18 protein-coding genes are annotated in these 25,414 nt (G+C 67.5%); 11 read left to right on the top strand and 7 right to left on the bottom strand.

What is annotated here, in order from left to right; translation table 11 throughout:
• Positions 1-743: 743 nt before the first annotated feature.
• Complete coding sequence (locus VUN84_06830) at positions 744-2,072, top strand: RNA polymerase sigma factor (GenBank protein ID XAS65361.1); 1,329 nt, start codon at positions 744-746, stop codon at positions 2,070-2,072.
• A 213-nt stretch (positions 2,073-2,285) separates the two neighbouring features.
• On the opposite strand, the gene VUN84_06835 is transcribed toward VUN84_06830, so the two are convergent.
• Positions 2,286-2,507, bottom strand: coding sequence for a hypothetical protein (locus VUN84_06835; protein XAS65362.1), 222 nt, complete (start codon positions 2,505-2,507; stop codon positions 2,286-2,288).
• A 237-nt stretch (positions 2,508-2,744) separates the two neighbouring features.
• Between VUN84_06835 and VUN84_06840 the strand changes: the two genes are divergently transcribed.
• A complete protein-coding gene (locus VUN84_06840) occupies positions 2,745-4,853 on the top strand; it encodes a DNA topoisomerase IV subunit B (protein XAS65363.1) in 2,109 nt (702 codons plus the stop codon).
• A 43-nt stretch (positions 4,854-4,896) separates the two neighbouring features.
• Here VUN84_06840 and VUN84_06845 read toward each other — a convergent pair whose 3' ends face one another.
• Entirely contained in the window at positions 4,897-5,886 is a 990-nt protein-coding gene (locus VUN84_06845) for a M56 family metallopeptidase (GenBank protein ID XAS65364.1), read from the bottom strand.
• 6 nt (positions 5,887-5,892) lie between these two features.
• Positions 5,893-6,279, bottom strand: a complete 387-nt coding sequence (locus tag VUN84_06850) for a BlaI/MecI/CopY family transcriptional regulator (GenBank protein XAS65365.1) — start codon at positions 6,277-6,279, stop codon at positions 5,893-5,895.
• 186 nt (positions 6,280-6,465) lie between these two features.
• On the opposite strand from VUN84_06850, the gene VUN84_06855 reads away from it, so the two are divergent.
• The 5 genes from VUN84_06855 to VUN84_06875 all read left to right on the top strand — a co-directional run bounded on the left by VUN84_06855 (position 6,466) and on the right by VUN84_06875 (position 14,371).
• Positions 6,466-6,843, top strand: coding sequence for an META domain-containing protein (locus VUN84_06855; protein ID XAS65366.1), 378 nt, complete (start codon positions 6,466-6,468; stop codon positions 6,841-6,843).
• Positions 6,844-7,030: 187 nt separating this feature from the next.
• Complete coding sequence (locus VUN84_06860; GenBank protein ID XAS65367.1) at positions 7,031-8,632, top strand: cytochrome ubiquinol oxidase subunit I; 1,602 nt, start codon at positions 7,031-7,033, stop codon at positions 8,630-8,632.
• 33 nt (positions 8,633-8,665) lie between these two features.
• Entirely contained in the window at positions 8,666-9,715 is a 1,050-nt protein-coding gene (gene cydB, locus VUN84_06865) for a cytochrome d ubiquinol oxidase subunit II (GenBank protein XAS65368.1), read from the top strand.
• A 6-nt stretch (positions 9,716-9,721) separates the two neighbouring features.
• The gene (gene cydD / locus VUN84_06870; protein XAS65369.1) at positions 9,722-13,369 is read left to right on the top strand and encodes a thiol reductant ABC exporter subunit CydD; all 3,648 of its coding nucleotides are present in this window, start codon (positions 9,722-9,724) and stop codon (positions 13,367-13,369) included.
• Between the two features lie 9 nt (positions 13,370-13,378).
• The gene (locus tag VUN84_06875; GenBank protein ID XAS65370.1) at positions 13,379-14,371 is read left to right on the top strand and encodes a GNAT family N-acetyltransferase; all 993 of its coding nucleotides are present in this window, start codon (positions 13,379-13,381) and stop codon (positions 14,369-14,371) included.
• A gap of 15 nt (positions 14,372-14,386) precedes the next feature.
• Here the strand turns inward: VUN84_06875 and VUN84_06880 are convergent, their stop codons facing one another.
• Entirely contained in the window at positions 14,387-14,905 is a 519-nt protein-coding gene (locus VUN84_06880) for a DinB family protein (protein XAS65371.1), read from the bottom strand.
• A 500-nt stretch (positions 14,906-15,405) separates the two neighbouring features.
• Entirely contained in the window at positions 15,406-17,928 is a 2,523-nt protein-coding gene (locus VUN84_06885) for a DNA topoisomerase IV subunit A (protein ID XAS65372.1), read from the bottom strand.
• A 66-nt stretch (positions 17,929-17,994) separates the two neighbouring features.
• Between VUN84_06885 and VUN84_06890 the strand changes: the two genes are divergently transcribed.
• The 3 genes from VUN84_06890 to VUN84_06900 all read left to right on the top strand — a co-directional run bounded on the left by VUN84_06890 (position 17,995) and on the right by VUN84_06900 (position 22,743).
• On the top strand, positions 17,995-20,685 hold the full coding sequence (locus VUN84_06890; GenBank protein ID XAS65373.1) for a GNAT family N-acetyltransferase: 2,691 nt from the start codon (positions 17,995-17,997) through the stop codon (positions 20,683-20,685).
• 86 nt (positions 20,686-20,771) lie between these two features.
• On the top strand, positions 20,772-21,515 hold the full coding sequence (locus VUN84_06895) for a DUF5998 family protein (protein ID XAS65374.1): 744 nt from the start codon (positions 20,772-20,774) through the stop codon (positions 21,513-21,515).
• A gap of 16 nt (positions 21,516-21,531) precedes the next feature.
• Complete coding sequence (locus tag VUN84_06900) at positions 21,532-22,743, top strand: alkaline phosphatase family protein (protein XAS65375.1); 1,212 nt, start codon at positions 21,532-21,534, stop codon at positions 22,741-22,743.
• Between the two features lie 49 nt (positions 22,744-22,792).
• Here the strand turns inward: VUN84_06900 and sepH are convergent, their stop codons facing one another.
• Complete coding sequence (gene sepH, locus VUN84_06905) at positions 22,793-24,211, bottom strand: septation protein SepH (protein ID XAS65376.1); 1,419 nt, start codon at positions 24,209-24,211, stop codon at positions 22,793-22,795.
• Between the two features lie 351 nt (positions 24,212-24,562).
• Here sepH and VUN84_06910 point away from each other — a divergent pair, with 351 nt between their 5' ends.
• Positions 24,563-24,862, top strand: coding sequence for a DUF4193 domain-containing protein (locus VUN84_06910; protein ID XAS65377.1), 300 nt, complete (start codon positions 24,563-24,565; stop codon positions 24,860-24,862).
• On the opposite strand, the gene VUN84_06915 is transcribed toward VUN84_06910, so the two are convergent.
• Positions 24,859-25,344, bottom strand: a complete 486-nt coding sequence (locus tag VUN84_06915; GenBank protein XAS65378.1) for a DUF3093 domain-containing protein — start codon at positions 25,342-25,344, stop codon at positions 24,859-24,861. The genes VUN84_06910 and VUN84_06915 overlap by 4 nt on opposite strands.
• Positions 25,345-25,414 lie beyond the last annotated feature (70 nt).

Below are 25,414 nucleotides of genomic sequence, written 5' to 3' on the forward strand. Positions count from 1 at the left end.
ACGGACGGGAATACCTGGCCGCGGATTTGATCGGCGCCGCGCGGGAAAGGACATGCAGGCGCTCGACCAGCGGACGGGAACCGGTGGCAGGAGCCGGGACAGGGCCGGGGGACGATCAAGGACAGGGCCAGAGGGCAGTACCGGCATGAGGAACGGCAGGCACGGCAGCCAAGAACGGCAGGCAGGAACGGCAGGCAGGCACGGCAGCCAAGAACGGCAGGCAGGAACGGCAGGCAGCAACGGCAGGGGGCGGGAACGGCAAGCAGCAACGGCAGGCAGGCACGGCAGCCAAGAACGGCAGCAACGGCAGGCGGGAACGGCAAGCAGCAACGGCAGGCGGGAACGGCAAGCAGCGGGAACGGCAAGCAGCAACGGCAGACAGGCACGGCAGGGGGCGGGAACGGCAAGCAGCAACGGCAGGCGGTCGCTGTGCCGCGGCGCAGGCGGCGTCTATAGCAGCGGCGGCGGCGGCAGCGGCCGCCCGGGACGGGGACGGCACGCCCCGCCACGGGGCGGTGACGATTTCAAAAATCGTGAGACAATGATTCCCGAGACCCGGTTGGGTCCGTGTATTGAGTGCTCGCAGTGAACCTTGGAAACAGGGAACATTTCGGTCGCCCCAGGAGTTCTACTTAGTGGCTCTGCTGGTCGTGATTGCACCTGATGTGAAACACGGACTTGACAGGGTCATAGTGGTGTTGCCCGTATGGTGATTCCACAGACCGCCGCTAGAAAGGTTTTCTGTGACCCCGTCTTCCGCGAAGAAGGAACCCGCCGACCAGGCCGTATTGTCCCCAGAGGAGAAGAAGGCGGCGACGAGCGCCAAGCGCGCCGCCACGCGAGCCGCCAACAAGGCTGTCAAAGACGCCGCCTCGGCCGATGGTGACAGCACCGCGTCGGCAGTCGCCAAGCCTGAGCCAAAGAAGCGCGGGCCCAAGCCCGGCGCTAAAGCCGCGGCGCAGGCCGCCGGCAAAGCCGCCAACGGTGATGACGACGAAGAAGCCGAGGTAGACCTCGACGACGTCGTCGTCGGAGCAGTCGAGCTCGGTGAGGACGGCGAGGAGATCCCGGCCAAGGCAGCAGCTGCTACCGGCTCCGGCTTCGTCTACTCCGATGCCGACGACGACGACGCGCCCGTGCAGCAGGTCATGTCGGCGGGCGCCACCGCCGACCCTGTCAAGGACTACCTGAAGCAGATCGGCAAGGTCGCCCTGCTGAACGCTGAGCAGGAAGTTGACCTCGCCCTGCGCATCGAAGCAGGCCTCTTCGCCGAGGAAAAGATCAACGCCGACGACGGAACCATGGATCCGAAGCTCAAGCGCGAGCTCGAATTCGTCATCCACGATGGCAAGCGCGCCAAGAACCACCTGCTGGAGGCCAACCTCCGCCTCGTGGTCTCCCTGGCCAAGCGCTACACCGGCCGCGGCATGCTCTTCCTGGACCTGATCCAGGAAGGCAACCTGGGCTTGATCCGCGCGGTGGAGAAGTTTGACTACACCAAGGGCTTCAAGTTCTCCACCTACGCCACCTGGTGGATCCGCCAGGCCATCACCCGTGCCATGGCCGACCAGGCCCGCACCATCCGCATCCCGGTGCACATGGTCGAAGTCATCAACAAGCTGGCACGCGTGCAGCGCCAGATGCTGCAGGACCTCGGCCGCGAACCCACCCCGGAGGAGCTGGCCCTCGAACTGGACATGACACCGGAAAAGGTCGTCGAGGTCCAGAAGTACGGCCGCGAACCAATTTCACTGCACACCCCGCTGGGCGAAGACGGCGATTCGGAGTTCGGTGACCTCATCGAGGACTCCGAGGCCGTGGTTCCGGCGGATGCAGTGAGCTTCACCCTGCTGCAGGAACAGCTGCACTCGGTGCTGGACACCCTTTCCGAGCGCGAGGCCGGCGTGGTCGCGATGCGTTTCGGGTTGACCGACGGACAGCCGAAGACGTTAGACGAAATCGGCAAGGTTTACGGGGTCACTCGTGAGCGGATCCGCCAAATCGAATCCAAAACCATGTCCAAGCTGCGGCACCCGTCGCGGTCCCAGGTACTCCGGGATTACCTGGACTAGGAAAAACGGCCAACGCGGGTCCTGTCCCGCCCATTCCCCGAGGTGAATGGGCCGGATGGGGCCCCGCGTTGATCACCAACGTGGAGACCAGACTTTGTCCAGGTCCAGCGTAGTGCGCCAACGGCGGGCATCCACGATGTCCGCTACAGCGGAAGATGTTCGTTAAAGCGGAAAAGCCCCTCCGGATCTCCGGAGGGGCTTTCCTTATATGGTCTAGTCGACCGGGACCGTCGGCTTCTCGTGAAGCCGGCCCGTCTCGTCGTGCCAGTCTGAGCTGAGCGGCCGTAGCGTCGGTTCCACGGCGCGGGCGTGGTGGCCGCAGAAGAGAAGCTCACCCCCGGAGGCGCCGAGAACAACCCGGACATACGCCTGTGCTCCGCAACGATCGCACCGGTCGACGGTGCTGAGTGTGCGGTCCGCAACTGCTGTTGTCATGTTCGGCCTCCTTGGTAGATCGATATACCTATATAACCAGCATTCGCAGCGAAACCATGGCTCGGATGGCCTACTTTCGCTGTCCGCGTATCACGTCTCGGTAACGTCGCCAGAGGCTCCCGGCCGTGCGGGGGTGGCAGCAGTGCGGATTCGGGCACTCCGACTAGGCTGGGAACAGCGTCAACAAGCAGTCCCCGTCCGACAGGACGGTTCCGTTCCTGAAGGAGTTTTCGCCCCGTGGCACCAAGTTCTGATTACACAGCCCGGCATCTCTCCGTGCTGGAAGGCCTCGAAGCCGTCCGAAAGCGCCCGGGCATGTACATCGGTTCCACGGACTCCCGTGGTCTCATGCACTGCCTGTGGGAAATAATCGACAACTCCGTCGACGAGGCCCTCGCCGGCTTTGGCCACGACATCAAGATCATCCTGCACGCGGACAATTCGGTGGAGATCCACGACGACGGGCGCGGCGTCCCGGTGGACATCGAACCGAAAACGGGACTGAGCGGCGTCGAAGTCGTCTTCACCAAGCTCCACGCCGGCGGCAAGTTCGGCGGCGGCTCCTACACCGCGTCCGGCGGCCTTCACGGCGTCGGCGCGTCCGTGGTCAATGCCCTGTCCGCCCGGCTGGACGTGGAAGTGGACCGCGGCGGCAAAACCTACAAAATGTCATTCCGCCGCGGCGAGCCCGGCCGCTTCAAGGACACCGGCACCCGGCCCGATCCCGCTTCAGTCTTCGGCCCGTTCGTTGACGGTTCCGTTCTGGACGTCATCGGCAAAGCCAAACGCGGCGTCACGGGCACACGGATCCGTTACTGGGCGGACCGGCAGATCTTCACTCCCGACGCAAAATTCTCCTACGATGAGCTGGCCGCCCGCGCCCGCCAGACCTCCTTCCTGGTCCCGGGCCTGAAGCTCACCGTCCGGGATGAGCGCAAGCTCCCCGGCACCCCCGGCGAATCCGGCCCGCACGAGGAAGTGTTCCATCACGACGGCGGCATCTCCGAGTTCGTTGACTACCTCGCCGCCGACCCTGCCGTCACGGACATTTGGCGGCTCCACGGCGCCGGGAAGTTCAAAGAAACCGTTCCGGTCATTGACGGCCAGGGCCACAGCCAGCTCACCGAGGTCGAACGGGACTGCGAGGTGGACGTCGCCCTCCGCTGGGGCATCGGCTACGACAGCACCGTGCGCACCTTCGTGAACATCATTTCCACCCCCAAAGGCGGCACGCACCAGACCGGCTTCGAGCAGGCGCTGCTGAAAACCTTCCGCAAGGCTGTGGAGACCAACGCCCGGAAGCTCAAAGCCGGCAATGACAAGATCGAAAAGGACGACATCTTCGCCGGACTCACCGCCGTCCTGACGGTCCGCCTCGCCGAGCCGCAGTTCGAAGGCCAAACGAAGGAAATCCTGGGCACCTCCGCCGTGCGGGCCATCGTCGTCAAGGTGGTGGAGCGCGAGATCAACGCCAAGCTGACCTCAGCGAACCGCAACGACAAAGCCCAATCCGCGCTGCTGTTGGAAAAAATCGTCAGCGAAATGAAGTCGCGCATCTCCGCGCGCGTCCATAAGGAAACCCAACGGCGCAAGAACGCCCTGGAGACGTCCTCGATGCCCACCAAGCTCGCCGACTGCCGCACGGACGACGTCGCCCGCTCCGAACTGTTCATCGTCGAGGGTGACTCGGCGCTGGGAACCGCCAAATTGGCCCGTTCCTCGGACTTCCAGGCACTGCTGCCCATCCGCGGGAAGATCCTCAACGTGCAGAAGGCCTCGGTGGGCGACATGCTCTCCAACGCCGAATGTGCGGCCCTCATCCAGGTGGTGGGCGCGGGCTCCGGCCGCAGCTTCGACATCGGCGCCGCCCGGTACGGCAAAGTCATCCTGATGACCGACGCCGACGTCGACGGCGCCCACATCCGCACGCTCCTGCTGACCCTGTTCTTCCGGTACATGCGGCCCATGATCGAGCAGGGACGCGTCTTCGCCGCCGTTCCGCCACTGCACCGCGTGGAGGTCATCAATGCCGGGCAGAAGGCCAACGAGATGATCTACACGTATTCCGAAGCGGAACTGCACACCCTGCTGAACCGCCTCGCCAAGGACGGCAAGCGGTACAAGGAACCGATCCAGCGGTACAAAGGCCTTGGCGAAATGGACGCCGAGCAACTGGCCGAGACCACCATGGACCCGCGGCACCGCACCCTGCGCAAGGTCGGCATTGAAAACGCCAAACAGGCCGAGGAAACCTTCGACCTGCTGATGGGATCCGACGTCGCACCGCGCAAGGACTTTATTATCGCCGGCGCGGCGAGCCTGGACCGGGAACGCATCGACGCCTGACGGAGACGAATGAGTGCGGCCGCGGCGGAACCACGCGCGGGGCTCAGCCCAGCAGGCCGGGGACGATCAGCAAGGCGGTCGGGACCGAGAGCAACAGCAGGCATGCCGCCAACACCGCTGCCCGCACGGGTTCCGGCAGCGGACACGGGGGAGAGATCAGGCGGCTGACCCGGGACGCCGTGGTCCGCGCTGAGCCGGCGCCTCCGGTGGCCCCGGGCTGGCCGGGCCCGACGTCGGAAAATTCCGGTTCTCCGAAGGCCATCCTGGTACCCCGGGCGCCGGAGGAGCCGCTGGCAACAATCGCGATCGCTTTGATCAGGGTGGCCCTGCTCTCGGTCTTCAGCGCGACGTCGTCGGCCAGCATCTCAATCAGCGAGCTGACCGCCTCCTGCGCCAGCCGGGTGGTGGGCAGCCACGGAAGCGCCTGCCGCCACGCCGCGAAAGCCCAGAGCAGCAGGTGATGGCGCTGGTCCAGGTGGGCGTTCTCATGGTTCAAGACCGCGCGGAGCTCGGCGGGTTCCAGCGCGGCCATGAGCCCGTCGGAGAGCACGGTGACCGAGCGGGCACCTCCCGGCAGGCAATACGCGACGGGGGAATCGACGTTGATCACCATGGTCCGCGGGCCATCAGCGGAGGGGGACGCCAGCAGGGCCAACAGTTCGCGGTGCCGCCGCCGCTGGCGCTGAATCTTGTAGTAGGTCAAAAGCAGGGTAAAAACCAGGTGGGCCGACAAGAGGGCCGCGGCTGAGAGGGCAAAGATATGCCAGAAACCCAGCGCGGTGGTGGGCGCATTGTGCAGGACCATTGCGGCCAGCGCTTTCAACCCCGCCAGAAGGTTGTCCCCGAGCGGCTCCAGTCCGTAGACCAGCATGGCGCCGATCATGGACAGCCCGCCGGCGAGGGCGATCGTTTGCCACAGCACCATGGCTGTGAACGGAGAGCGGGAGGGCCACTGGGCCCGCGACAACAGAACAGGTACAGGCCAGGCAAGCGCTACCGCCAGGACCGCCAAAAACCATGAGGTCCAGAACATGGGGCGTTAGCTGAGTCGCAGCAGCTTGCGCAGCGTTTCTGCCTCGGTATCGGTGACGGAACCAATGAAACGGGCCAGAACTGCCTCACGGTCCGGCGCAGAGCCCAGAACCTCATGCATCAGCTCAGCAGTGTGGTCCTCCCGGCTGGACACTGCCTGGTAGCGGTGCGGGCGGGTACCGCGTTCCCGCTCCACGAGGCCCTTGCGCTCCAAACGGGAGAGCACGGTCAGCACGGTGGTGACTGCCAGATCCTTGCCCTCGTAGCCGGCGGTGCCGTTCTCGGCGCGGGTACTCTGCGCGAGCAGGTCGCGGAGGGTGTTTGCTGTTGCAGCCTCATGGCCCGCCCAGAGCAGGTCCATCACTGCCCGTTCCAGTTCACCGAGACTCGCCATCGCGTACTTCCTTCGTGTGTGCCGCTGCGGCCGATCAACTCTGCTGCGCGGTCTATGAATACTTCTCTCCTAAATTTACCGCGTTTTGCCGATAGTTTCTACATGAGGTAGAAGTAGCCGGACCGTCGTGGTGCCGTCGCCCGGTGACGCTTCCGTCCCGCCTTCCCGCGGGGCTACCATGTCGGCATGGGACGCTTGCCTCGGCGTGGATTTCTGCTCGTTGCGACGCTGGCTGCGGGCCTATCGGCGGCAGTTCTCATCGGGTGTTCGGGCCCGGCGCCGGCTTCATTCACCGGAGCGTGGGGGCAAACCGCCACCGGCCAGCCCAACCTCACAATCGCCAGTGACGGCTCCTTCCAGGGAACCGACGGCTGCAACCGCCTGTCCGGCAAGGGTTCCATGGCGGAGGATGTCTTTACCTTCGGCCCCGTCGCGTCTACTTCCATGGCCTGCAGCGGCGTGGACCCGTGGCTGTTGCTGGCCGACACCGCCAAGGTGGAGGGGTCTGCGCTCGTTGTCTACCAGAACGGTGGCACCAGGATCGGGACGTTGCCCAAGCAATGACCTGCCGGCTGCGTGCCGTTTGCAGCCCCGGCGATTGATCATAGGGTGTCTTCTGCCTTCTGCCTTCAGCACGGCAGAAGGCGCGGCCGCAATCCGGCGCAAGGGGTCGTCAAAATGTTCTACACTCTGTAGAAGAAGCTTTCTACGGGACGTAGAAATTGCCCGCCCAGCAACGTTAGGGACTGCCTTGGACGCCTTGGAAATCGCACGCTGGCAATTCGGCATCACCACGGTCTACCACTTCATGATGGTGCCGCTCACGATCGGACTGGGCCTTGTGGTGGCCGTGATCCAGACAATGTGGCACCGCACCGGAAAGCCGGAGTACCTTCGGATGACCAAATTCTGGGGCAAGCTCTTCCTGATCAACTTCATCATGGGCGTTGCCACCGGCATCGTCCAGGAGTTCCAGTTCGGTATGGCCTGGAGCGAGTACAGCCGCTTCGTGGGCGACGTGTTCGGCGCCCCGCTGGCCATGGAAGCGTTGCTGGCATTTTTTGTGGAGTCGACTTTCCTCGGCCTGTGGATTTTCGGCTGGAAGCAGCTCAAGCCGGCCGTCCATCTGGCTTGCCTGTGGATCGCCGTGATCGGATCCGTCTTCTCTGCCTATTTCATCATCGTGGCGAACAGTTGGATGCAGCACCCGGTGGGTGTTGAGATGATCAACGGCCGCCCGGTCATGACCGATGCCTGGGCCGTTTTCACCAACAACACCGCCCTCGTGGCCGTCCCGCACACCCTCTTCGGCGCCCTCGCCGTCGCCGGCGCATTCCTGCTGGGCATTGCCTGGTACCACCTGTGGCGCCGCCGCCATGACGGGATCGACACCATCGGGCCGGACGGCAGCGTGGTTCCCGGTGAGTCAACGGTTCCCGGCCGTGACCGCACCGACCACGCCGTGTGGATCCGTTCCCTGCGGATCGGTGCTGTCGTTGCCATGATCTCCTTCGCCGGTACCGCCATCACCGGGGACCTGCAAGGCAAACTCATGTTCGAACAACAGCCCATGAAGATGGCCGCCGCGGAGGCGGCATGCCACGACGGCACCGGGTTCTCCATCCTGAGCGTGGGCAACGTCGGCTCCAAGAACTGCGACGACGTTGTTGCCGTCATTGAGGTCCCCGGCATCCTGTCCTTCCTGGCCAAGGGGGACTTCACCACCGAGGTCAAGGGCGTCAACAGCCTGCTGGACCAGTACAAGGCCGACTACGGCACCCACCTGCCGGACAACCCGATCTACGGGGACCGCGCCGGGCGGGAAATTCAGTACGTTCCAGTCATGGAAGTCACCTACTGGGGCTTCCGGATGATGATCGGGTTCGGTGCAGTAGCGGCAATGGCCGCTCTGGCCGCCCTGTGGGTCACCCGCAAGGGGACCGTCCCCGCATCCCGTGGCCTCATGCGCCTCGCCGTCTTCGGCATCCTGGCACCGTTTGGCGCGAATGCCGCCGGCTGGATCTTCACCGAAATGGGCCGACAACCGTTCGTCGTCGCTCCCAACCCCGATCTCAGCGGGATCGACCAGGTCTTTATGTTCACCGCCGCGGCGGTCTCGCCGGGCGTCTCGGCCGGTGAGCTCCTGACCTCCCTGGTGGTGCTCACCGCCGTCTACGCGGTGCTGCTGGTGGTCGAGGTCAAGCTCCTGGTCAAGTACATCCGCGGCGGGGTGGCCGGGGCCATGCCGGAGCTGGTCCACACCGCCGTCGACGAGAACGAGGACGCCACCCCCAAGGACGGTGGTCCCGGCAAACCCGGGGACTCCCAGGACGTCCTGGCCTTCGCCTACTAAGCCCGAGCCCCAAAAACGCAGAGGATACTCAGCATGGAACTGCTTCCCACCATCTGGTTCATCGCCATCGCGGTGCTGTGGACGGGCTATCTATTTCTCGAAGGCTTCGACCTCGGCGTCGGAATGCTGATGAAGGGCTTCGCCCGGAACAACACCGAACGCCGGGTACTGCTCAACACCGTCGGCCCGGTCTGGGACGGCAACGAGGTGTGGCTCCTGACCGCGGGGGGCGCCACCTTCGCGGCCTTCCCGCTCTGGTACGCATCCCTGTTTTCCGCCCTCTACCTGCCGCTGCTGCTGGTCCTCGTGGCCTTGATCTTCCGCGCCGTGGCTTTTGAGTACCGCGGCAAGGTGGATGATCCCGTGTGGCGTGCGCGCTGGGACTGGGCGATCTCGCTGGGCTCCTTCGTGGCGGCCTTCGGCGTTGGAGCCGCCCTCGCGCTGACCACCACGGGGCTGCCGGTCAACGCCAACGGTGACCGGGAGGGCGGCCCGTTCGCTTGGTTCAGCGCTTACGCTGTCCTGGGCGGCCTGGCCGTCGTGGGGTTCTCCCTGCTCCATGGCCTCGCGTTCCTTGCGCTGAAGACCGACGGCGACGTCCGGCACCGCGCACGCCGGTGGTTCGTCCGGCTGTTGCCGGTGCTGCTGCTGCCGATCGCCGGCTGGGCCGTGAGCCTGCAGGTGCTCAGCGGTGCGCTGTGGACGGTGCTGGCCGTCGTCGCCGCCGTGGCGGCAGCTGTCCTGGCGTGGAACTTCGCCCGGAAGGGGGCCGAAGGCCGTGCGTTCCTGTCCCTGGGTGCCTTCCTGCTTCTGGGCAGCGCTTCAATTTTCGGCGCGGCGTTCCCCGTGGTGCTCCCGTCCACGCTGAACCCTGATTTTAACCTCACGATTTCCAACGCCTCATCCTCGGACTACACCCTCGGTCTGATGAGCATCGTCGCCTGCATCGGGCTGCCGCTGGTGCTCGTCTACCAGGCGTGGACGTACTGGGTGTTCCGGCGCCGGGTCAGCGACGCGCACATCCCGGAGGCCCACAGCTTCCTGCCCGCCATCGCCGCCAAAGCCCTGGCGCCCAAGGACTAACACCTGATGAGACCGCAGTTTCCTGCCGGCCCCGCCAACCGCGCGGCCCTCTACCTGCTGGGCTTGCTCGCTGCCCTCAAGGCCCTGTCCCTCGTGCTGATCGGGCAGGCCGTCGCGTCCATGCTGGCCGGACTCATGGGCGGCATCCCGGCATGGGATGCGCAACTGTACTGGGGCGTCGCCGGAGTGGCGCTGCGCGCGCTGACAGTCTGGGCGCAGGCAGTCGCGTCCCGCCGGGCCGCGCTGGGCGTGAAAGAGGAACTGCGCTCGCAGCTGCTCGAGCGGGCACTGCGCAACGGCACCCGCTCCGCCGGACCCGCCGACGGCGGCCTCGCCATCCTGGCAACCCGTGGCCTGGATGCCTTGGACAATTACTACACCCAGTTCCTGCCGGCCCTGGTGAACTGCGCAGCCATTCCGTTGCTCCTGGGCGCGCGCATTCTGTCCGCGGACTGGATCAGCGCCGTCGTCATCGTCCTGACCGTGCCGCTGGTGCCGATCTTCATGATCCTGATCGGCCGTTACACCGATGACCGGGTCCGGGAAGCCCAGTCGGCCCTGGCCCGGCTCTCGGGACACATGCTCGAACTCGCCAAAGGCCTGCCCGTCCTCGTGGGGCTGGGCCGTGCCAGCGCCCAGCGCAAGGCCCTTGAGGACCTCTCCGAGGAATATCGCCGCCGGACCATGGGGACACTGCGGACAGCGTTCCTCTCCGCACTCGCCCTGGAACTGATCGCTACCATCTCCGTGGCCGTCGTCGCGGTGTTCATCGGCGTCCGGCTCGTCCACGGCGACATGGCGCTGGAGGCAGGACTATTGGCCCTGATCCTGGCCCCCGACTGTTATCTGCCGCTGCGCGAACTCGGCACCGCGCACCACGCCAGCGACGACGGCCGTGCCGCGCTCGCCGAGACCACCGCCGTCCTCCAGGCGCACGAGCCCATCCCGTTGCGGCCCGCCGGTCCCGCTGCAACCGCCGCCGGGGCGGACCCCGGAACCGGCCGTCCGCCCGCGTTGAGCGTGGCCGGACTGACCGTCCGCTACGGCGGCAGGACCGAAGCCGCCGTCGGGCCGCTGAGCTTCACCGCGGCCCCGGGCCGGATCACCGCCCTCGACGGCCCCAGCGGCGCCGGCAAGAGCACGGTCCTCGGGGTCCTGGCCGGCACCATCGGGACCGGCGGCGGCACGGACCAGGAAACCACCGTCACCGGACAGCTCGCAGGATTTACGACGGCGGACCTCGCCTGGGTGCCGCAGCATCCCGTGATGGTCGCGCCCACCGTGGTGGACGAAGTCCTGCTGTATCTGGGATCCGCAGCGCGCGGCCGTACCGACGCGCCGGGCCAGGCCGCGGCCGGGGCGACGGCGCTGCGCTGCCTGGCCGCCTGCGCCGCGGATCATCTCGCGGCGAAACATCCCGCCGAACTCAGCCCGGGGGAGCTGCGTCGCGTCGCCCTGGCCCGCGGGCTGGCACGGATCGAAGCGGGAGCCCGGGTGCTGCTGCTCGACGAACCCACCGCCCACCTCGACCGGGAATCCGCCAATGCCGTCACCAGCGCCATCACCGCACTCCGCGGAAAGGTCACCGTCCTGCTGGTCGCCCACGACCGGCTGACCCGGGAACTCGCCGATGCGCTCGTGGCAGTGGCACCCGGGGCCGCGCCGGCGTCCGCCGTCGCAGCATCCGGCCTCGAATCATCCGCCGTCGCAGCATCCGGCCTCCACGCCTCCACCTTTGAGGTGTCCGCCGCCGAAGCAGGGCTGTCCGAACGCCTGCTGTCCGAACGCCTGCTGTCCGAACGCCTGCTGTCCGAACGCGTGCTGACTGAACCCCGGCTCTCCGAACCCCGGCTCTCTGACGGCGGGCCGGCCGCCGTCGAGCCGGCCGGATTCCCGCCGGCCGGCAGCGGGGATCCCCGTGAGCCGCAGGCCCGGACCGGAGGACGCAACGCGCGCGGGTCAACGGCGGCCCGGTTCCGCCGGCTGCTCGCACCGGTCGGGCCGAAGTTCGCCGCCGCCGGAGTTGTCGGCACCCTGGCGGCCCTTTTCGCCGTCGCCCTCTCAGGGCTCTCCGGCTGGCTGATCATCCGTGCCAGCGAGCAGCCGCCCATCCTCTACCTGCTCACTGCGATCGTGGGCGTGCGCTTCTTCGGCATCGGCCGGGCCGCGCTGCGCTACCTGGAACGGCTGCTGCTGCACGACGCCGTGTTCGCTGCCCTGACCCGGCTCCGCGGCCGGCTCTGGGAATCGCTGAGCCGGCGGGCCCTGTCCCTGCGCCGGCTGCTGCAGGGCGGAAACGTCCTGGGCACCGTGGTGGATGACGTCGACACCGTCCGTGAACTGCTGCCCCGCGTGGTTCTGCCGCCGCTGACCGCCGTGGCCGTCGCAGGCAGCGCCGTCACCGGGATCGCCTTCCTGTTGCCGGCAGCACTCCCCGCCGTGGTTGCTGCCGCCCTGCTGAGCCTGGCGGCCGCCCCGGCGCTGGCACTCGCGGCGGACCGGATGTCCGCCGGCACCGAACAGCGGCTGCGCTCCGGTGTCCTCCGCCAGGTGGCAGCCGCCCTCGACGCCCGCGCCGAACTCCACGCCAACCACGTCGCCGCACCCGTACTCGCCGCCATCACCCGCGCCGACCGCGCCGCGACGGCCGCTTCCCGGCGCTCCGCCTGGGCCGAGGGTCTCGGCCAGGGGCTGACGGTACTGGCCTGCGGGACCGCTGCCCTGGCCAGCGCCGTGCTGGCCGCCCCGCTGGTCATCAGCGGAGCGGCCGAGGCCTCAACGGTCGCGGTTGTTGTGCTGCTCCAGCTCGCGCTCGTCGAGCCCTACGCGGCCATCACGACGGCGGTCCGCCAGTACCCGGCGCTGCGGGCGGTCCTGGATCGTATCGGCGAAGCCGGCGTCCTCGACGCCGGCGCAGCGGGTGGCTCCGGCGGCCTGGTCCCCGTGGCCGCCCGGGCCGGGGGTAAGCCCGGGATCGACCTTCGGAACCTCGCGGCCGCCTGGCCCGGCGGCCCCGAGGTCTTCGCCGGTGTGACCGCCACCGCCGAACCCGGGCGCTGGCTCGCCGTTACCGGGACCTCAGGTTCCGGAAAGTCCACCCTGCTCGCCGTCGTCCTCGGATTCCTCCCGGCGGCCAGCGGCCACATCGGGCTCACCGGGCGGGCCGCCTGGTGCCCACAGGAGGCGCACCTCTTTGACTCGACCATCCGCGGCAACCTGCTGCTGGGGCTTCCGGACGACCAGCGCGGCGAATCATCGGACGCCAGGCTGGCGGACGCCCTGGCCGCGGTGGGCCTCGGACCGCTGATTGGCCGGCTGGAACACGGCCTGGACACCCGGATTGGACCCGGCGGGGCCTTCCTCAGCGGCGGTGAGCGGCAGCGTCTCGCCGTGGCCCGCACCCTCCTGACCGGAGCCGACGTGATTCTGCTCGATGAACCCACGGCCCATTTGGATGCGGAGTCCGGCGCGGCGATGCTGGCCGAGCTCCGGCACGGGCTGCGCGACCGGACAGTGGTCCTCGTAACGCACAACCCGCAGGACATTGCAGCGGAGGACGACCGGCTGGACCTGGATCTGGCGGCGGCATGTTCCACCCCGGCGCCGGGGCCCAAGCGGCCAGCCCTGCTGGCACAGGGCTGGGCTGGAAGCTAGCCTGTTGCCATGAACGGACGCGCCGAGCCCCACACCAGCCTGGACCCCCGCCTTTCGTGGCGTGCTGCCGCGGCTGCGGATCTTGAAGGGTGGGCGGCGCTCATCGCCCGCACCGCCGCCGTCGAACGGCCCGTCTGGTTCGAGCGCCGCGCCGATCTGGAACAGGTTCTTGGATCGCAGAAGAACCCGGCCGCCACGAACACTGTCCTCGGCACCGACGTCGAGGGCGTGGCCCGGGCCTACGCCCGGATCACGAAGAACCCGGAGGGGGACAAAGCGGTGGGGTACGGCTGCGTTGATCCCGGATGGCAGCGGAAAGGGATCGGCCACGGGCTGCTGGGCTGGATGGAGGGCAGGGCCCGGCTGCGGTTTGCCGAGGACGGGAGGGCAGGAACCACGCCCAGGCTGCGGCTCCACTCGGAACAGCAGCACACCCACCAGGCCGCTCTGTTCGGAAGCGCCGGATACCGGATCGTCCGGTATTACCACGAGATGCACCGGCCGCTTCAGGGTGGACTCCCGGAGGTGGTGCTGGACGAAAGGTTTGAACTTGTGGGCTTCGGCCCCGAGCTGCGCGGGCCTGTACGGCTGGCGCACAACGACGCCTTCCAGGACCACTGGGGCAGCGAGCCCCGGGATGAGGAGGGCTGGGGTCTTGTTGTCAACGATCCTCTGGCCCGGCCTGACCTGAGTGCGGTGGTCCTGGAGCGGGCTACCGGCAAGGTGGCCGGGTACCAGCTCGCCAGCCACGACCCGGTCACCGCCGCCTCGCGGGGCTTCACGGAGGGCTATACCGACCTTCTGGGTGTGCGGCGGGAGTTCCGCGGCCGCGGCGTGGCCCGGGCCCTGTTGGCTGATGCGATGCACCGCTTCGCCGCGGCGGGTATGGAGACGGCCTCGCTCGACGTCGACTCCGAGAACCCCACCGGAGCCCTGGCTCTCTACGCCACAATGGGCTATGCCGCAGTCAACAGCAGCATGGCCTGGGACAAGGAAGTCTAGCCACGCGCCCCCACGCTAGCCATCCACATCGTGGAGGTGATGGACGACGTCGTGCAGGAAGTACTGCGAGAACGTCAGGACGGTGAATTCCGAGCCGTTGCTGCGGGTCCCTGTCCGGCCCCACTGATCCTCCGGAACCCGGCTGAAGGACGCGGCGATCTGCTCGCCCTCCGCGGTGAGTCCCGCGCTGACCTCGGCGGGATCGGCGTTGGCGTAGTCCTGCTCGACGGCGGTCGCGTCCTGGTCCCAGTCCAGGAACCGGGCATCCTCCTCGGTCAGCATCAGGTTCAGCCGGTGGTCGAACAGGCTGAAGACGTCCCGGACGTGGCAGGCGTACTCGAGTGCCGACCACGTGTCCGGATCAGGGCGGGCCGCCGCCTCCGGGCGCCGCAGAGCGACCCGCCAGCGGGGGAGCATGCTCGCCACGATCCCGGGCACTGTTGCGGGGGTCGCCGCTGACGCATCAAAACCGCACTCCGGGCAGGGCCGCTGCAGGACCCAGGTCCAATCCTTGACATCGGGAATGATAGGCATGGGAGCAGTCTAAGGGCCATTGCGTTCCGCTGCCCTCAAGGGCAGGGTACGCAACTGGTCAGGACCTCAATTCAGGTCCGTTTGCTCAACAGCCCATATCAAAGACGCTGGTCAGCAGAGCTCGCATTTTAGGCCGTACTAACGAATGTCTCCGGCGACGGTAGCCGCGGACAGTGGCCTACTTCTGCAGCCCTGCCGGCAGGGCTGCAGACCTCGAAGTCGAAGTCACAGGTGCCCCGTGGCATAGACACCGTTGTCCAGCCCGGTTCCGACGCGCCGGGGCGTCTCTGCCGGCTGTTCACCGCCTGCGATTCATCACAAATGGCCGCATAGCCAGGCTCCTTAACGGCCTGTTGTGGTGAATCGGCGGGCGGTCACAGTCATTCGTGGCAAATTGGGAAGCGGCAACGGCCACTTATGGTGAATCGGTGGGCGACGGGACGGCCCGGCAACCTCTTCTGTGGACGACCACCGCGCCCGGCCACCCGGGTCAAGGGAGCCTAGGCGTCCGGCGCCGGCGCAGGCACCCAGGACATGCTCGGGCCGATCGCGTCGATGGCCTGGGAGAGCGGAATACCGGAGCCGTCGCGGCGGCCGTGTTCCCCGGGGAGGGAGCGGGCCACCCCGGCCTGGGAGGATGCCTTCGCGGGGCCGTGGCCGGACCACGCCAGCAGCAGGGTGTCTTCGCCCTTGAGGAAGCGGTGTGCCCTGACTCCGGCCGTAGCGCGGCCCTTCGCCGGGTATTCGGCGAGGGCGGTGACCTTGGCGGCTCCCGGAGCGGTGCCCGGTAGCGCCCCCTCGGTGCCGGCGATGGTGACGACGACGGCCGCGTCATCGGCCGGGCTGGCGGTGCCGAAGAACAGCACCCGGTCCCCGGCGGCGACTTTGATCCCGGCCATGCCGCCGGCGGTCCGGCCCTGCGGCCGGACGGCGGAGGAACTGAAGCGCAGCAACTGGGCCTGCTGCGTCACGAAGACGAGATCGACGTCGTCGGAACCCGCCGGGGCCACACCGACCACGGCATCCCTGTCCTTGAGCGCGATGACGTCCCAATCCTCGCGGTTCAGCGGGTAATCCGGCTGCACGCGCTTGACCACGCCCTGCGCCGTGCCGATCGCCAGCACCTCATCCAGCGGGGCGAACGCCACGAGGGATTCGCCTTTGAGGAGGGTGATGAAGTCCTTGGCGGGCACGCCTCCCGCCATGTTCGGGGTGCCCGAGGTTGGCGGAAGCACGGGCATGTCCATCACCTGCAGCCGGAGCATCCGGCCCTGCGACGTGACAGCGGCGATCTCGCCGCGCGCTGAGGTTTTCAGTACCGACGTGAAGACATCGTGCCGGGTCCGCGGGCCGGACTCGGCGAGGCTGTCCTGGTTGGCGGTGCGGGCGATCTGACCCGAAACGGTCAGGATCGCCCAGCAGGGGTCGTCCGCAATTTCCAGTGCCAGGGGCGCAGCCTTGCCCTTGGCGCCCGGCGCGGCGGCCAGGGCTGCGGCGACGGTAGGCGAAACAGCCTCTGACTCCAGCAGCACGGTCCGGCGCGGTGTGCCGTACTTCTCGGCGATCTCGGCCAGTTCGGCGGACACCAGGGCGCGGAGCCGTTCGCCCGAACCGAGGATGGCCTCAAGCTCGGCGATCTCCCGGCGCAGCTCGTCCTGCTCCTTCTCAAGTTCGATCCGGGAGTACTTGGTCAGCTGCCGGAGCCGGAGTTCCAGGATGTAGTTGGCCTGGATCTCGGAGAGGTCGTAGATGGACATCAGCCGGGTCCTGGCCGCGGCGGCCTCGTCCGAGGACCGGATGATCTGAATGACCTCGTCGATGTCCACGATCGCGATGAGCATGCCCTCCACCAGGTGCAAGCGGTCCTTCTTCTTGCCCAGGCGGAAGGCGGTGCGGCGGCGCACCACAGTGATGCGGTGCTCCACATAAACGGAGAGCAGCTGCAGCAGCCCCAGGGTCTGCGGCTGGCCGTCGACCAGTGTGACGTTGTTGATGCCGAAGGAATCCTCCATCGGCGAGTAGCGGTACAGCTGCTGGAGCACGGCGTTCGGGTTGAAGCCGTTCTTGAGTTCGATGACCAGGCGCAGGCCGTGCTTGCGGTCGGTGAGGTCCACGATGTCGCTGATACCGGCCAGCTTCTTGCCGTTGACGGCGTCTTTGATCTTCTCGATCACCTTTTCCGGCCCCACCATGTACGGCAGTTCGGTGACCACCAGTCCGGTGCGGCGGGCCGAAAGCTGCTCGACTTCGACTTTGGCGCGGGTCTTGAAGGATCCGCGTCCCGAGGCGTACGCGTCGCGGATGCCGTCCAACCCGACGATCCGTCCGCCGGTCGGCAAGTCAGGTCCGGGGACGAACTTCATGATGTCTTCCAGCGTGGCGTCCGGGTGCTCGATCAGGTGCCGGGCGGCAGCGATGACCTCCACCAGGTTGTGCGGGGCCATGTTCGTGGCCATGCCGACGGCGATGCCGGTGGCGCCGTTGACCAGCAGGTTCGGGAAGGCTGCCGGCAGTACGTCAGGCTGGGTCAGCTGGTTGTCGTAGTTGGGAACGAAATCGACGACGTCCTCGTCAAGGTGGTCGGTCAGCGTCAGCGCGGCGGCAGCGAGGCGGGCCTCGGTGTAGCGCGGCGCCGCTGGGCCGTCGTCGAGCGAGCCGAAGTTGCCGTGGCCGTCAATGAGCGGAAGCCGCAGCGAGAAGTCCTGCGCCATGCGCACCATCGCGTCGTAAATTGCGGTGTCACCATGGGGGTGGAGCTTGCCCATGACCTCGCCCACCACCCGGGCGCTCTTGACGTGGCCGCGGTCCGGCCGCAGGCCCATCTCGCTCATCATGTACAGGATGCGCCGCTGCACCGGTTTCAGGCCGTCGCGGGCGTCGGGCAGGGCGCGCGAGTAGATCACCGAATAGGCGTACTCGAGGAACGAACCTTCCATCTCCGACGTGACGTCGATGTCGACGATGTTCTCTACGAAATCCTGGCTGGCTTCCCCTGCCGGGGACGGGGTTTGGCGGCGGGCCATGAGGCTGGTGGGTCCTTCTGAGGGGGCAGAACGAAAACTGGGTGAGTTTATGACTAGGCTAAGCCTATGGTGGATCAGCCCGTGGACGGCGTATATCCGGAATATTGGGAAGCCGATGTTGTGCTGCGCGACGGCGGCACCGCGCATTTGCGTCCCATCCATCCCTCGGACGCCGATGCGGTCCAGGCCTTCCACGTCGGGCAGTCGCAGAAATCCATCTACATGAGGTTCTTCGCGTTCAAGTCCAAACTCTCCGCGAAGGAACTCAAACGGTTCACCGAGGTGGACTACAAGGACCGGGTGGCGCTGGTGATCACCATCGGCGGGGAAATCATGGGGATCGGTCGCTACGACCGGCTTGACGACCCCGTGGAGGCCGAAGTCGCGTTCAACATCTCAGACGCGCACCAGGGCCGCGGCATCGGCTCGATCCTGCTCGAACACCTCGCCGCCGCCGCCCGCGAAAACGGAATCCGGAAGTTCAGTGCCGAGGTCCTGCCGGAAAACCGCAAAATGCTGATGGTCTTCTCTGACGCCGGGTATGACGTCAAACGCCACTTCGACGACGGCGTGGTCAGCCTCGAATTCAACATCGACCCCACGGACAAATCCCGCGCCGTGATGGAGTCCCGGGAACACCGTGCAGAGGCCCGCAGCATCCAGGAACTGCTCGCCCCGTCCTCCGTAGCCGTCATCGGTGCCAGCCGTAAATGGGGCACCGTGGGCTACCAGCTGTTGGAACACATCATTGAAGGCGGGTTCACCGGGCCGGTTTATGCGATCAATCCTGAAGCCTTTGAGCTCGCCGGTATGCTCTCCTTCGCCCGGCTGTCCGAGGTGCCGGGCCCCGTCAAGCTCGCCATCATCGCCGTCCCGTACGCCGAGGTCCCCAAAGTTGTGGAGGAATGCGGCGCCGCCGGTGTCAAGGGCATCGTGGTGGCCACCGCCGGGTACGCGGATGACGGCGAACGCGGCCTCGCCCGCCAGCGCGAGCTTGTCCGGCAGGCCCGTGCCAACGGCATGCGCGTGATCGGCCCCGCGTCCCTGGGCATCCTCAATACCGACCCGGCCGTGTCCCTGAACGCCTCGATGGCGCCCTCGCTGGCCCGCCGCGGCGGGTTGGGCCTGTTCAGCCAGTCCGCGGCGATCGGAGTCTCCCTCTACGCCGCCTCCAGCCGCCGCCGCGTCGGGCTCTCCACCTTCCTCTCGGCCGGGAACCGCGCCGATGTCTCCGGCAACGACATGATGCAGTTCTGGGAGGACGACGCCGATACCACCGCCGTGGGGCTCTACCTGGAGTCGATCGGCAATCCGCGTAAATTCTCCCGCCTGGCCCGGCGGCTGGCACGGACCAAACCCGTCATCGTGGCCAAGTCCGGTGCCATGGGCCTCGGACTGCCGCCCGGCCACGCTGTCCGCACCACCATGGCGCCCCCGGAAGCCCTCGACGCGATGATGCGCCAGGCCGGCGTCATCGGCGTGGAAACCATCGAACAGCTCATGGACATCGCCCAGATCGTCTCAAGCCAGCCCCTGCCCACGGGCCCCGGCATTGCGGTCTTCAGCAACTCGCGGGCGCTCGGCAAGGTCGTTGCGGACAGCGCAGCGGCGCAGGGACTTGGCGTTGAGCGCCTTGTCACCGACATAGACCTCGACGCCGGGATGTCCGTGGCGCTGCCAGCGCTGCGGCACAGTTTGCAAGAGGTCCTCACCGCCGACTCCGTCCACGCCGTCGTGGTTGCCCTGCTGCCGGCCCACGGCCTCACCGTGGAGAAAATCGCCGGGGTACTGGCCGAATGTTCCGTTGCGGCCGGTAAGCCCGTGGTCGCCGCATTCAGCGGTCTTTTGGACCCGTCCATCTACGTGGAGGGCATGGTCGGTGACGACGCCGGAACCACGGTTGTTCCCTGCTACTCCAACCCCGGCGCCGCGGTCGCAGCCCTGGGTGCTGTGGTCCGTTACGCGCAGTGGCTGGACCGGGACCAGGGACTGTTTGTGGAACCGGAGGGATGTGACGCCGACGGCACCCACGAGCTGCTCGAAGGCCTGCTGGACACGGTGGGCGGCGAGCAGCTGGTTCGGCTGGACCCCGGGACGGCCGCCGGCCTGCTCGCCCGTTACGGCATCCACGTGGTTCCGTCCGTCGGCTTCGAGACCGCCGAACAGGCCGTCGCGGCAGCGGACCGGCTGGGTTGGCCGGTGGCTCTGAAGACCACCGACCCCGCGCTGCGGCATCGCCTGGACCTGGGCGGGGTCCGGCTGGACATCCAGGACGCAGAGTCGTTGCGGCGGAACGTGCAGGAGATGCGGAAGTCTCTGGAGCGCTACGGCTCGCCGTCGCTGGAAGTTCAGACCATGGCCCCGGTGGGGCAGGCGTGCACCTTCCGGGCCATCGAGGACCCGCTGCTGGGCCCGGTGGTATCTTTCGGGCTGGCCGGCGACGCCGTGAACCTGCTGGAGGACTGGGCGCACCGGGTGCCTCCGCTCTCCGGCTCGGACCTGCACGACTTCATCCGGGCACCGCGCGCCTCGCGGAAACTGTTCGGCTACCAGGGGCTTCCGGCCGTGGACGGGCGGGCCCTGGAAGACCTCGCTGCGCGGCTGGCCCGGCTCAAGGACAACCACCCGGAGATCGCCCTCGTCGACTTCAATCCCGTCCTCGCCGGACCGGAGGGGCTCGCCATCCTCGCGGCGGACGTCCGGATCGCCAACGCGGCCCAGCGCACCGACAGCGCCCGGCGCGCCATGCGTAACTGACGCTGCCGGACGGCGGGGCAGATGCGCAGGGACGCGCAGACGGCAACGGTTAGCATGTGCCCAACCGATCTGTGAAAATGGAGAGCATGAGCTTTCAGACTCCAACACCCAAACACCCGGCGGCCGCCTCGGGGCGCCCGGGCGCGCACCCCCAGGGCCTGCATGACCACAGTGCGCAGGGTCAGAGCCTGGACGGAGCCCTTCAGCAAGCCGGTTTCTATCCGCCCCTCGTCGCCGACGTCGTCGCCGATGCCCTTGACGGGCGCGACTGTGTGGCCCACCTGGTGCACCTCGAGACGCACTTCGACCGTGCCGAGGTCCGACGCCACATCTCGGTACTGGTTCTGACCGAGGACATGCTGGTCATTACCCACGTCGATGACCAGCAGCTCGACGAGGCCGGCGAGCAGATCGTGGCGCAGGTCTCCACGGAATCCGTGCCCGTGACGCAGATCCGCTCCGTGGTGCTCAGCTATGTGTACGCCCAGCCCCAGGACTACAAACCTTCGGACCCGGTCCGCGAACTCACCCTGTCCATCGCCTGGTCCGGCGGCCAGCGGCTCGACATGGGACCGGCCAGCTGCGGCGACCCGCAATGCGAAGCGGACCACGGCTACAGTGGCAGCATCGTCCAAGAGGACATTGTGCTGCGGATCAGCGCCGAGGCCGACGGGCTGCAGGCCGTCCAGGACGCCAAGCTGTTCGCCCGCGGCCTCCGTGCGGTGAATACCGGGTCCTCTTCTCCGGTGCCTCATGCGGCCCCGGGGCTCCCGCCCCGTCCGCGCTTGGGCGTCTTCGGCAGCCGCGTCAGCCGCGGCCACCAGCGCTGAGATGACGCCGGTCGGCGTGCCCCAACCCCTCTCGTCCGCCGGGACCATTCCCGCAGGCCTGCCCGCGGCCCCGGCCTTCGGGAACCGTTCCATCGCCGAGGTCCTCACGAGCGCGGCGGCCAGCGTTGGCGTGCCCGGCTTCGATAACCGGCTGAACCTGCCCAACGCCAAGCGTATCTGCGTGGTCCTCGCCGACGGACTGGGACGGAACCTGCTGAAACAGAAATCCGCGCACACGCCCTTCCTGAGATCGGTGATGCAATCCGGCCAGGGGCAGGTTCCCGTCTTCCTTGACTCAGCCTTCCCCTCCACCACCGCGGCGTCTCTGGCCAGCTTCGGCACCGGATTACCGGCCGGACAGCACGGCATGGTGGGCTACGACGTGCTGGACCCTGACCAGGACCGGGTGGTGAACATGCTGGGTGGCTGGGACGCCGGAGTGGATCCCGAACGCTGGCAGCCGTTCCCCACCGTTTTCCAGCGGGCCGCCGAGCACGTGGAGGTCACCACTGTCAGCCTTCCGCAGTTCAGTGACTCCGCAATGACCCGGGCGGCGCTGCGCGGCGGCCGCTACGTTACCGCCACCACCTCACACGCCAGGACCGCGGCAGCGGCTGGGGCGATGGCCGGGGCAGGGCGGTCCCTGATGTACTTCTACGTCAACGAACTGGACAAGGCCGGGCACCGCCACGGCTGCCAGTCACCGCAGTGGGAGCACCAGCTCGAAGAACTTGACGCCACCGTCAAACGGCTCAGCTCCGCCTTGCCGGCGGGCACCACCATTCTGCTCACAGCCGACCACGGCATGCTCGACGTGCCGGCATCCCAGCGGATTGACTACTCCGCGGACCCCGCCCTCGTCGCCGGCGTCCGCCACACCGCAGGCGAACCCCGCATGGTCCACCTGTACCTCGAGGAACAGAACAATGAGGACGCGCAGGCGCGGCTGTCCGGGGCCTGGCAGGCCCGCTTCGGCGACCGGATCTGGGCCTTCACCCGGGGGGAGGCCATCGCCGCCGGGCTGTTCGGCGAAGTCCGGGCCGAGGTCGCTCCCCGGATTGGTGACGTGATGATTGCGGCCAGGGACGCGGTGGCCTTCTACGACACCCGGCGGGCGCGGCCGACCGCCCTCGAGGTGGTGGGCCAGCACGGGTCGTTGACTAAGGCTGAGCGCGAAGTCCCGCTCCTCTGCTTCCAGGCGGACGGCAAAAGGGCCCCCCGCGCCTGACCTGGCGTGAAAAGCCCCGAACCTTGACGGCTTGAGCTGGCGGCGCCTGTCAGTCCCCGCGGGCTCCGAAGACGATGTCATCCCAGCTCGGAATGCTGGAGCGCTTCGGCTTCGCCGGCTGCCGTTCAGGCTGCTCGGCACCCCGGTCGTCCGGGGACCCTGCGGGTGCCTCACGGGGCTGCCGGCGGGCGGATCCACCGCCGAGAAGCTCATCAAGACCCGGGCTGGAGGCCGCAATCCGGCCGCCCGGTGTTTCCTGCCTGGGCTTCGCTTCCTGCCTCGGCGTTGGTTCCTGCTTGCGCGTTGGTTCCTGCTTACCACTGGGACGCATCTGCGACGCAGCGATGGTAATCTCCCGGGTGTCGGTACTGACCCCGTCATGCAGTGTCAGGGCGTCATCCTCCGACTCCTGCCGGCGGGGAGCCAGCGAAATCCTGGACATGATCGAGGGCCGGCCGTCGCGGCGGCGGTCCCAGGGACTGGCCGCGGGACGGGGATCAATTTCGGCAGTTTCCCCGGATTCAGGTTGCGCTGTTTCCGCTGTGGACTCCGCAGGCCCCGTGTCTGCCGGGAGCTCCGCGAGAATCTCAGCGGGCCTCGGGTGAGCTGCGGGTACGGCGTCGGTCAGGAGCTTGGCAAGGGCGTCGTCGCCGTCTTCGTCCACGCCGAGGCGCTGCCCGCGGCGGGAGCGCAGCATGTCCAGCAACCCATCGGATTCCTGCTCCTGCTGGACGATCTGAAGCTGCGCGGTCGCGGTGCGCGCGGCAGCATCGGCGTCCGTTTCGAAATCAAAAGGACGGTCGTCGGACACAGCGGACAGCCTCCGGGCCGGGAGCGGGCCGTCGAGCGGTTCGAGTTCACTGAGCTGTTGCGCCCAGCGGTTGGCGTTCTGTAGGGATTTCCGAGCCGGGCTGAACGTCCACATGGCGGGCGGTTCCTCGCCGATGCCCGCCGGACCGCCGGGCTGCGCTTCGAAGCGCGCCACGACGTTCCAGTTGCCGTCGGGGCGCCGCCAGGAGTCCCACTCGACGGTGGCTGCATTGATTCCATGCGCACTGAGCCGGTGGGCCACCATCTCGCCGAGCGACGCCGGGCGGTCACCGAACACGGAACGATAGACGTCATGACCGGGGGCGGGGGCGGCCACTTCGACTTTTTGGGCCTGCCGGGCGACGTGTTCACGTTCGGCCAGCACCGGACCTTCATAGCGCTGGACTTTCGCCACCGGAATGCCGGACAGCTCGGCCACTTCCGCTGCCGTCGAGCCGCTGCGGATCCGCGCCTGGATATCGCGCGGGGACATCGAGATGGGCGCGGAAACAGCAGCGGCAGCGGACTTGGCCGCCGTCCGGCTGGCTGCCACCCGAAGTGCTTCATCGATTGGCAGCTGGAACATCTCGCCGCCGGCGCCGCTCAACAGGAGATGCTTCCCGTCGTCGTGGACGCCTACAAGCCGTAGATCCTGCATACAAATCCTCCACCCTGGCATTACTAACAAGCGAAAGTCTGCCATTGATGCGGGCCGATTCCGGTCAGGAAAGCGGGCGCGCCGTAACTTTCCGCGTCTTGCCGGGACTTTTTGGCTTGCTGGGGAGCCCCGGGGCTCCCGGAGGCCGCGGCAGGCTCCCGGCGTCCGGGACCGGACGCCACTGGTATTCACTGGGGGCTTAAGCAAGGATGACCCGACATTGGGCACAAAAACACGGTGTCCGGCGTTGTCACCGGTGAACCGCTTCCGGGGTCCCGGGGCTACCGCCGGCAGGGACCGCCCGGTGCCGGCGAGTCAATCGAACAATCGCGGAGTGTGAGCACGAAAATAATGGCAACAGACTACGACGCGCCGCGCGCAACGGAGGAGGACCTCGGCGAGGACTCCCTTGAGGTCTTGAAAGTAGGGCGCACGGACAAGCCTTCCGCGGTGGTCGACGAGGACGAATCGGACGTGGCGGAAGGGTATGAACTCCCCGGTGCCGACGTGTCGGGAGAGGAATTGCTGGTCCGGGTCCTCCCGGCGCAGGCCGACGAATTTACCTGCGCCTCCTGCTTCCTTGTCCGCCACCGTTCACAGATTGCCCGGGAAAGAAATGGCCTCAAATATTGCAAGGACTGCGAGGGTTAAGAGCTCAGCGCTGCAACCAGCTCATCCGGGTGCCGTGTCGAGGCCAGCCAGTAGGGAGTGCGGTCGGAGGGATCGGTAATCTCGACGCGGACCACGGGGTCAATCCATCCCCGGATGCACATATAGGCCAAGCCGTTCAGGCGGGTGCCGCGTTCCGCCGTCGCCTCCGTGCCGCGGAACGCGGACGTGGCCCCCACGTAACGACGCTCGATGGTGGCCCGGCCAACGCGCAGTGTCGAGGCGGTAACGGTGATGGCGGGGGTCGAGATGACCAGCAGCACAGCGATGATCACGAAGAGCACGACGGCGGCGATGATGCCCGCGGTCAGGCTGATGGGCGCGAACACGAGGATGCCTGCGCCTGACAGTCCCGCCGACACCAGCCAGATCCAAACGTTCGGCCAAAGCTTCTCGCTGTAAATTACGGGGGCGTCGCTGGGGGTGCTGTTGGGGGCAGGCACGGCTGCACTGGATTCGGGCATAGGCCCAGCTTTCCACTTTTCCCGGGCTATTTCACCTTGGCGGCAGCGCCGGGCCCGGGCACCCCCGCCC

It is taken from the genome of Micrococcaceae bacterium Sec5.8 (genome assembly GCA_039636775.1).
GTDB lineage: Bacteria > Actinomycetota > Actinomycetes > Actinomycetales > Micrococcaceae > Arthrobacter.

Excerpts from the sequence above, each read along its gene's own strand:
- VUN84_06835 (XAS65362.1), bottom strand. The coding sequence starts at position 2,507 with ATGACAACAGCAGTTGCGGACCGCACACTCAGCACCGTCGACCGGTGC.
- VUN84_06845 (XAS65364.1), bottom strand. The coding sequence starts at position 5,886 with ATGTTCTGGACCTCATGGTTTTTGGCGGTCCTGGCGGTAGCGCTTGCC.
- VUN84_06850 (XAS65365.1), bottom strand. The coding sequence starts at position 6,279 with ATGGCGAGTCTCGGTGAACTGGAACGGGCAGTGATGGACCTGCTCTGG.
- VUN84_06855 (XAS65366.1), top strand. The coding sequence starts at position 6,466 with ATGGGACGCTTGCCTCGGCGTGGATTTCTGCTCGTTGCGACGCTGGCT.
- cydB (XAS65368.1), top strand. The coding sequence starts at position 8,666 with ATGGAACTGCTTCCCACCATCTGGTTCATCGCCATCGCGGTGCTGTGG.
- cydD (XAS65369.1), top strand. The coding sequence starts at position 9,722 with ATGAGACCGCAGTTTCCTGCCGGCCCCGCCAACCGCGCGGCCCTCTAC.
- VUN84_06875 (XAS65370.1), top strand. The coding sequence starts at position 13,379 with ATGAACGGACGCGCCGAGCCCCACACCAGCCTGGACCCCCGCCTTTCG.
- VUN84_06880 (XAS65371.1), bottom strand. The coding sequence starts at position 14,905 with ATGCCTATCATTCCCGATGTCAAGGATTGGACCTGGGTCCTGCAGCGG.
- VUN84_06885 (XAS65372.1), bottom strand. The coding sequence starts at position 17,928 with ATGGCCCGCCGCCAAACCCCGTCCCCGGCAGGGGAAGCCAGCCAGGAT.
- VUN84_06890 (XAS65373.1), top strand. The coding sequence starts at position 17,995 with ATGGTGGATCAGCCCGTGGACGGCGTATATCCGGAATATTGGGAAGCC.
- VUN84_06895 (XAS65374.1), top strand. The coding sequence starts at position 20,772 with ATGAGCTTTCAGACTCCAACACCCAAACACCCGGCGGCCGCCTCGGGG.
- sepH (XAS65376.1), bottom strand. The coding sequence starts at position 24,211 with ATGCAGGATCTACGGCTTGTAGGCGTCCACGACGACGGGAAGCATCTC.
- VUN84_06910 (XAS65377.1), top strand. The coding sequence starts at position 24,563 with ATGGCAACAGACTACGACGCGCCGCGCGCAACGGAGGAGGACCTCGGC.
- VUN84_06915 (XAS65378.1), bottom strand. The coding sequence starts at position 25,344 with ATGCCCGAATCCAGTGCAGCCGTGCCTGCCCCCAACAGCACCCCCAGC.